Source organism: Psychromonas sp., assembly GCF_983033635.1.
Genome location: NZ_CEZLMY010000093.1, coordinates 1 through 8,742, shown reverse-complemented (window position 1 = coordinate 8,742; position 8,742 = coordinate 1). Strand labels below are relative to the sequence as shown.

The window sequence follows — 8,742 nt, the reverse complement described above, 5'->3', positions numbered from 1 at the left end:
GGCTAAAACAGCCAGTTTAGATGCACAGTCAGAAGCTGAAAACGCACAGTCCGCTACTGAAGAAGCACAAACGGCAGCAGAACAAGCTCAGAGCGCAGCGCAGCAATCACAAAGCGAAACAGAAGCGGCTCAAGCAGCGGCAGAGCAAGCACAACAAAACGCAGAGACGGCACAAACAGAAGCGGATAGTGCATCACAAAGCGCACAACAACAATCAGAGCAAGCCACACAAGCGGCTCAGACGGCAGGTTCACAAGCCCAGGAAGCCAGCCAAGCCTCCGCCAATGCAAACGCGCAAGCCAATGCAGCGGTAAGTGCCGCAGGACAAGCAGACTCGGCACAAACGCAAGCCAGTTCAGCGGCGGCAGGTGCAGAATCAGCAGCGGGTGACGCACGATCACAAGCTTCCATAGCAAGCAATTCTGCAGGAGATGCGCAAAGCTCAGCGGATAATGCCCAGTCATCGGCACAACAAGCAGAGCAGATGATGCAACAAGCACAAACGGCACTTGATCAAGCTGAGCAAGCTAGGCAGGAAGCGGAGCAAGCCAAGCGGGAAGCAGAGCAGTTATTGGCCGATGCCCAACAAGCCGCACAAGATCTAGCATCAGAAATTCAACGTATGCAGTCCGAAGGTGAAACATTCCTTACTCAAATGGACGCTTACGCACAATTAGCCGTTGATGCACAATCTGAAGCTTGGAGTTGTGCCCACAGAGCGGGTGAAGGTCTTGAAACAGTGGTCACCAAGGTTGGCGATGCAAGTAACGGCGTCGATCAAATCGTGGATATGGTAAGTAGTGCGGGCAGTTCAGCAAGTAATGCGTCAGAATCAGCAAGTGATGCGAGATCATCCGCTAATGCAGCCGCCGCCAAATTAGCAGCAATGCCGAATTAGCAAGAATCTAGCTGCTTGCCTTTAAAGCAATTTTAAATAACACTATATAAACAGACAAAAATTAAATATTACAATCTTTGTCTGTTTATAAATCAATTACATACCAAATAAATGTTCAGTGGTAATTCCAGAGGTGAACGGTAGCAGGTCCTTTATGGCCGAAATTAGCCTATAAACCAATGTGAAAAGGTGTTTTTTTATCAAGTAGCAAGTATGTTCCTGAAATTAAACGTGCACCTGTAGAGCAGGCTGTGTAGCTGCCAGTAATTTCTGATGACGCAAGTAATCAAAATCCCCATCAAGCTCAGCCTCGACAGTAACCTTAATAGTGGTTCGCAGAAAAATAAGTTAAGTCTTTTTTGATTCGATGCTTTTTGCTGCTTGTTTAGCAAATGCTTCTAGTTCTTGTTTATTCATAGTCTGCTTATCCTAAATCCTGTATGGAGATTAATAATAGACAACTACATATATTTTATTACGGTCTAACTTGTTATTAAAAGAAAGTCTGTGCTATTTTCGTCTTAAACATTAAAAAAGTAACTTCAAAAGTCTCTCATTAAGTTCGCTATAAATTGTTAAGAGTAAATATATTATCTTGATTTAACTGCACAATTTGTGATGCATTAAGTACTCGTTGCCACTGTTTTTTATCTTGTTCACCAATATCCACGATAGATAATAATTTTGCTAACTGTTCTCTGCCCTGTATACTTTGGCAGTCTAATGACGATATAGGTTTAATTATGGGAATATCCTCTGCTTGTGGAATACCTGACAGACGCTTTACAGGGGCTGTTATCTGTTGAACCGGTTTTAATAAACAATTATCAAACAATTTAGCTTGCTGAGCATTTAGCTGTGCATGAATTTTTTCTATTTTTTCTTGATTATCTAACTGCTGAAAATAACGTGTTGCTTCTGCCATCAGTAGGCGTTCACTACGCACAAAAGCAAGCTCTTCAAGCAGTAATTGTGCGCCTAATAGATGTTTATCAACTTTGAGCCGTGCCAAATAATCAACATCTTTATAAATGCTTTCTAAACGATGAACTGGATTAAGCTGTAGATAATTGTCTAAATCCGTAAACTCGGGTTGAGTCATGGCGTTTTGTACAATTACGGTAGCTTCATTGTAAAAAGGCTTGGTGCTAGAAAAGTAATAACCTTGTTGCTCTGCCAATTGCAAAGAACTTAGCTTGTCACCTTGAGTTAATGAAGATTTTCTAGCCGCTGCAAACAAATTATCAGGACGGATAAAATTTCCACTTAACTGTTCATCTGTTTGCACCTCTGGAAGGTGTATTTTTAATGCCTGCTGTAATAGACCCGCACAGTTTTGATTAAAAAAACTATAATCCCCAGAAAAATGCCAGTGAATCTCAGATAATTCTTTTACCATCTGCTCTCTTTGCTGTTGTTTAAGCACCAAAGGCAGAGAATAAACCTCACGAAACTCACTAATAGCGTAATCACGATATACATCCATAAATGGGCTCGCAAAAAGATAAGCCTTATAATTTCCATTTAATGCTTTTATGATATCTAATTCATACTCATCAATATGTGCCATATAACCAAGGACCAGATGTTCAAAAAGGTTACTGTCACAACGATCTTCAGTTAATTCACCTTCTTCAGGACAAATAATTAAACGCAGAGCTACATGACCAAAGCTAGAGGCCATACTTTGCCCTTCACCTGCAAACAGTAAATGAATGGCACTCACTCGCTTTGGCGAAAGCCATAGGACCTTTCCACCTTCATAGCGATTAATAACAAAAAAAGGGAGCTTCTCATTACAAGAGATCTTGGGTGTTTTTCCCTGATAACGCTCTTGAAAATATCGTGCGTAGATAGGTTGGTTACAAGCAAAGCTTGGCAGCAGCAAATATTTCGCTAAATTTTGCGCAAAAGAAGAAGCCATTGATGCTTTCTCACCACTGGCTACTTTGTGGGTCTGATAAAATTTTGCATCTACCAATAAAAACTCGTTCTGCGAATTTATAAGCAACTCTTTCAACAAATTTTGACTTGCTAAATATTGCTCTGTTTGCGATTTAAGGCCTACTTGATTCGTACTTGCAAGACGCCCTTTCACTTCCTGATAAATAGCATAACTAAGTTCTGTAGGTGCCGCCTGTAATAGCGGCTCCAGTTGTTGCCAATCTTGAATTGAATATACTGGTAGTTGTTTATGAGGTTGTTGCGCACAACCAGTCAGTAATACAACTAAAAATATAAACCTTATCATTTTAATGCCAGAAGGGGCGTATCTGCGTTTTCATTATTTAATTGTTGTTGCTGATAAGCTTTGGCTATCATAGAATTAGGTTTAGCCCAAGCGGATGGGTGAGCCGCCAGTTGCTTAGATAACATACTTTTTTTAGTTAATCTAAACGGCGAGAAAATAGCATCAAAAGCTGAAGCAACAACTAAATATGTAGGCCCATACGAAATTTGCATAAGTGGATCATTCTCACTTTTTATTTTTATTTTTGCTCCTTCGAGGAACTCTGTATAAGAAATATCATCTATTTCTTTTTGTACTTTCTTACGCCTATTATTTTCATTAGTAGTCTTAATTTTTTGCTGCCAGCTTCTGGCCTCACCTATATCTTGTGGTAAACCTTTGCCAAGTTTATAACGTTCAACAACCGCTGCCATTGCTGCTAAATCCCCCCTTTTTGCAGAGTTTAAATCTTCCTTCGCTTTAGCAGCCTCTATTTTATCAGTCCAAAACTTTGCTTGTTCAGCACTCTTTGTAACCCCTTTGCCTGTTTGGTAACGCTTAACAAGCGAATCCATTGCAGAGATATCCCCTTGCTCAGCAGATGCTAAATCCTTTTGTACATCGATCTCTTCGACTTTATCTGCCCAGTATTTTGCTTTATTAGCATCTATAACAACCCCATCACCAGTTTGATAACGTCTTTGCATATCTTTCATATCCCAATAGCTACCAGTCCGAGCTTCATTCAAAGTGTATTGTAGTGATTGTTTTTCAACAGAGTCATTTGCGAAAGCAAAATTGCTATACAGCATTACACTTATTAACAAAAACAAAAAATTAATCAATCGCAAATATCTTGTACTAAATAATAATTCATAAAAAGTGGTTTTATATAATTGTGTATTTAACATTAAATTGTTTACCCTTAATTTATTTAATTTTATCTTATCTTATCTTATCTTATCTTATCAACGTATAACGATTCAATATTTTTAGTTTCGTCATTTAATTATCAGATTACCATTTAACATTATGTATTCTGGTCAAGTCCAACCGGACAGCTGACTTTGTAAATTTTCATAGTTAATTGGCGTTAAATCACCGAGTGCTGTATGAAGTCGTTCATGGTTGTAATAACGGATATATTCTTTAACATCCATCTTCATCGAGTCACGTGTTAAATGAACAATATTTAATAACCATTCATTTTTTAAACTGCCAAAAAATCGTTCTACAACAGCGTTATCTAAACAAGCGCCTACACTGCTCATTGAGGCCGTTATTTTATACTTGTTCAGCAATCGACTAAATCGCCCGCTAGTATATTGAGAGCCTCTATCACTATGGAGCATTAATCCAGCTTTAGGTTGTTTGATGTTAATCGCCATTTGTAATGCTCGTTCAACTAAATCAACCGTCATACGTGTCGAGATAGGCCAGCCGACAACTCTGCGGGAGTATAAGTCCATGACAATGGCTAATATACATCTAGCCTTGATTGGTTCTCAAATACGTTACATCACCCGCCCAAACTAAGTTTTCCTGCGCGGGATTGAACTGCTGCTTTAATAGGTTATCAGCAACGCTATCACTGTGTTTACGCTTTGTTGTCACTTTATATGCATGGCGTTGTGTCACTACAAGTTTCAACTTACGCATGATGCTGCGCGTACGATAACGGCCCACATTAAAGCCAGCCCGTATTAAGTTCTTGCACAACTGGCGAGAGCCTAAACTTCCACGACTACGTTTAAATAACTGTCGCGCTGTACGGTACATATTCTGCTCTTCTTCACTAACAATTTTAGCTGTCCGTTCAAACCAATCATGAAATGCACTACGACTCACTTGTAGTACATTACAAAGCAGTTTTATTGGATATTTAGAACGGCATGCTCGAATATATCGAAACTTTACTTCATTTATTTTGCGAAGAAGGCACTGGCTTTTTTTAGTATTTCTTTCTCCATACGAAGCTGTTTAACTTCTTTGCGCAAGGCTAATAACTCAGACCGTTCATCAGAATTTACAGTTGAATTCGCATGCTCTTCAGCTTTTTGTTTTCAGCTATAAAGCAAGCTAGTTGTGATACCTAAGCCTAAACTGCTTCCTGAACGCTATAACCTTGCTCATTGATTAACGCTAATGCTTCAGTTCTAAATTCACTGCTATAAGTTTTGTATTCATGTTCACCTCGATAGTGGGTAGTATTATCCAAAATTAAAGTGTCCAGTTCAATTAGACCAGAATAATGCCCAGAAATTATCTTTAATATAATTGATATAAATCATTAATAATCAGCTTTATTCGGCAAACGCATGGAGAATACAATATTGTTTAAAATCAACAAATTACGCACTATGACAACTCCTTTTAACATAGCGTAACTGATTGATTGCAAGCAACTTTCTTGTTTTAGTGCATTTACTCTGGCCTCCACAATTAACATTGATAACGTCTTGCATACTAAAGGTTGTTTAAGTAAAATCCTTCCGCTCCACTCACAAATAGGTATCTAAATAATTAATCATGGATGATGCTTTGGTGATATTTAAACAGCAAAATAGACAGACATATCCAGCTGAAGTTAGAGATATAATTAGAAATTGCGCAAATATTCGCAAGTTAATATCTCTACATTTATAAGCTGGGTTTGATGTCTCAAATAGTTATTTTAAACTAGGAATATAAAAATGAAAAAAATAGCATTATTACTATTAGTTTTTTTAAATGGTTGTGCGCTAACAACACCAACAGAAAATAAATATATTAAACCAATTAAAAACGAATATGTAGATGAAACATCTACAAGTACAGGCTATATCGCAATTTCTGGACTATATCGCCAACGCACCTATGATAATTTTGGTAATATGTCTCAAGACTGGACTCGTGCCGCTTACGATTTCGACAATAATGACTTAAAATTTAAATCTATAGACCAGTCAAATAACAATAGACAAGTAGCTTTACATCTCAATCTTGAAAAATATGCCGAAAATAAGCTTCATATCTACCCAATACCAGTGGGTAAGTATCAACGTCCTAACAATAACAATTACTCTCAAAACAGCTATACAGGTATAGAATTTGAAATTCATCCTGGCACAATATTATATTTTGGACACGTCCACGATGAAAAAGATCTAGAAAGAAATGTTCTATTGGGTGATCATTATGAACAGATCTGTTCAGGTGTTGCCGATAAGTTATCAGATGCAAAAGAAACAATAAGTAGCTTTAACTCAAACATTAAAGTTGATGGCAGTTTAATACATACATTTAGAATGTACTATCCTGAAAGCGGTAGAACACGTTGTAATATTGTCAAACAAAAATAGCACGCTGTATGTATAACTGTTAGCTTTACATAGGGTCCTTCAAACGGTCTTCGAATTCAATCATAAATTGATAAGAAGCCGTTTCTCAATTTATGATTAACATTGTGTCTTTTTTAAGGCTATATCTGAGTAAAGTTTTGTGGCACACGTCCAACAGCTTCAAATATATAAATGTCAGGTGTCATTTCTGAGCGAGAACGTTCTAGCATTCGACGCCAACCTAAGTAGTTCCCTAAATACTTTGTTGCCACACAATGAAATCGATTCATCCATTCTTTGAGGCGGCTATCAAATGCGTTAACATCCTGAATATGGAAAAGCCCCGAGCCCTTGGTCCTTCACTACGAATGACTTCATGTTCAACACCGACTTTTCTGCAAAACGCTGAATAAGCAGCTACACACTCTGTACAAAGTATTGCGTCTTTATCTATAAGCGGTGTTAAGACCGCTTCAATATGTACTGCATCTACTCTATCTAAAATTATCGTGGCGGTTGATTGGTGTCGAACTCTTACCAGAAGAACAGGAATTTGGTCATCACGTGTCCCCCTCCTTTTACCAAAACCTCCTCGCTTTCTAGGTATAAGGGCCAAGTTAAGCTGGCCTTTCAATAATTCAAGAAATAAGGTCTCATCAGCCTCTCTCCCTCCTTCTTCATGCAAGGCTATGAGCATTAGCTAAAGTGATAAATCAATGACGCCACACAAAGGCTTTATTCTTGTCGACACCACATAATGTAGCCGCTTTCCTAATGCTCAAACCGTTAGTTAACTTGCCTTCGGCTGAGCCGGAGATTTATTTAATTACGCCTTCAAAGGGCTAAAGTAAGAGGCCAAGGCGCACTACATTTGAAACTTTAATTGATCGCGATGTTCATCGTCTTTTTCTTGGTGACGAATAAAGTCAAGAACCATATTTTATCTAAACCAACTGTCGATACAAAATAGTCTTTTGCCCCAAAATTTTTACCATTAAAGTTTCAGTCGTCCTCGAAAGTTTTTAGTTATGGAAATTGCACTTTCTCCTTTCAAGTATTCAACAACATTCTCAACTGCAAATTTTGGAGGTATACTCAGACAAATATGAACATGATCTTTCATTAAATGCCCTTCTTGGATTATTACTAATTTACTTTTCGCTAAATCATGAAACGTCTCGCATAGGTATTTTTCCTCTTTACTTTTGGTCGAGCAAAGAAGGTAACCCTACCGTTGTCACGGTTAAACCTATGCGAGTCACGCACAGCAGAGAGCTGGGGGTTATCAATGTTTAATTAGGTCTTCTTTTTAAATTTAACCGCACTTAGAGCAAAGGTCAAAGATTAATAACCTTGAACAAGACGGAAACCATAACTATTGTAGCGCTTAGATAGCGAATTCCAACTACGGTTAGCCGAACGCAAATCACTAGGTCTACTGTACCAAGAACCGCCACGCAACACGCGCTTAGCACAATCACCACCTAATAAAGCACGTCCATCACTAATAGTAGAAGCGCCATTATAATTATTATTCCAACAATCTTGAGTCCATTCCGATACGTTTCCGTGCATATCATATAAACCAAAGTTATTGGCTTTGAATGATTTAACGGGATCAGTGCCTTGTTGCCTTCCACATTCATCTGAGTCAAAACCATAGCGTGCTTTTGAGCAATTGATATTCTGTCCCCAACTGTAGCTTGTTGTTGAACCAGATCTAGCCGCATACTCCCATTCAGCCTCACTTGGTAATCTAAAACGTTTATTGCCTTGGGATTTAGTTATTTTATTTAACCAAGGAATAAATTGCTGGGTGATGTCGTTATAGCTAACATTTATCACAGGACGTGAACCTCTGCCCCAACCTTGGTCAGCTGGACGATAAGAGCACCCTCCAGCTGTCACACAAGCATCCCATTGAGCAAAGGTCACTTCTTTTGGGCTTATTTTAAATGAGCTGATACTGACTCGATGCACAGGTTTTTCATATTTAGAACCATTACTTGAGCCCATACTAAAACTGCCAGCAGGAATGCTGACCAGTTTGCCAATATAGCGCGCAATTTTCGCGGCTTGTGCAGCTTTAGCAGCTTTCGCAGCTTGTGCAGCTTTAGCGGCGCGTGCAGTATTTTCTATTGCGGCTTTATCAGCCGCGCGTTTTTTATCAATGCGCGCCACTTCACTACCAACCGCCTGATAAGCCGCTTTCCATTGTGTTTCGGCTGCTTGCCAATTAGCAATGGCGGCAATAAAATCCCCTTCCTCTTGCTGCGCTTTTGCCATGTTTTCAT

General features: G+C 38.8%; 5 protein-coding genes and 3 pseudogenes. 2 read left to right on the top strand and 6 right to left on the bottom strand.

The window, feature by feature from the left end:
• On the top strand, nucleotides 1–898 hold an 898-nt coding region (locus tag AC4GME_RS12245; RefSeq protein ID WP_490379459.1), incomplete at its 5' end, for a hypothetical protein.
• A gap of 565 nt (nucleotides 899–1,463) precedes the next feature.
• Here the strand turns inward: AC4GME_RS12245 and AC4GME_RS12240 are convergent.
• The 3 genes and pseudogenes from AC4GME_RS12240 to AC4GME_RS12230 form a co-directional block, all read right to left on the bottom strand.
• Nucleotides 1,464–3,149: a lipoprotein N-acyltransferase Lnb domain-containing protein gene (locus tag AC4GME_RS12240; protein ID WP_490377790.1), complete on the bottom strand. Its 1,686-nt coding sequence runs from the start codon at nucleotides 3,147–3,149 to the stop codon at nucleotides 1,464–1,466.
• Nucleotides 3,146–4,039: a tetratricopeptide repeat protein gene (locus AC4GME_RS12235; RefSeq protein WP_490377791.1), complete on the bottom strand. Its 894-nt coding sequence runs from the start codon at nucleotides 4,037–4,039 to the stop codon at nucleotides 3,146–3,148. The genes AC4GME_RS12240 and AC4GME_RS12235 overlap by 4 nt, the downstream gene beginning before the upstream one ends.
• Before the next feature lie 132 nt (nucleotides 4,040–4,171).
• Nucleotides 4,172–5,346, bottom strand: a pseudogene (locus AC4GME_RS12230) (IS3 family transposase).
• Nucleotides 5,347–5,821: 475 nt separating this feature from the next.
• Here AC4GME_RS12230 and AC4GME_RS12225 point away from each other — a divergent pair.
• Nucleotides 5,822–6,469 carry a hypothetical protein gene (locus AC4GME_RS12225; RefSeq protein WP_490377792.1) on the top strand — a complete coding sequence of 216 codons (648 nt, stop codon included), beginning with the start codon at nucleotides 5,822–5,824 and terminating at the stop codon, nucleotides 6,467–6,469.
• A gap of 119 nt (nucleotides 6,470–6,588) precedes the next feature.
• Here the strand turns inward: AC4GME_RS12225 and AC4GME_RS12220 are convergent.
• From AC4GME_RS12220 to AC4GME_RS12210, 3 genes and pseudogenes are all read right to left on the bottom strand, one after another.
• Nucleotides 6,589–7,242, bottom strand: a pseudogene (locus tag AC4GME_RS12220) (IS1595 family transposase); the annotation flags it as partial.
• A 200-nt stretch (nucleotides 7,243–7,442) separates the two neighbouring features.
• A pseudogene (locus AC4GME_RS12215) lies at nucleotides 7,443–7,637 on the bottom strand (transposase); the annotation flags it as partial.
• A 155-nt stretch (nucleotides 7,638–7,792) separates the two neighbouring features.
• On the bottom strand, nucleotides 7,793–8,742 hold a 950-nt coding region (locus AC4GME_RS12210), incomplete at its 5' end, for a formylglycine-generating enzyme family protein (protein WP_490379458.1).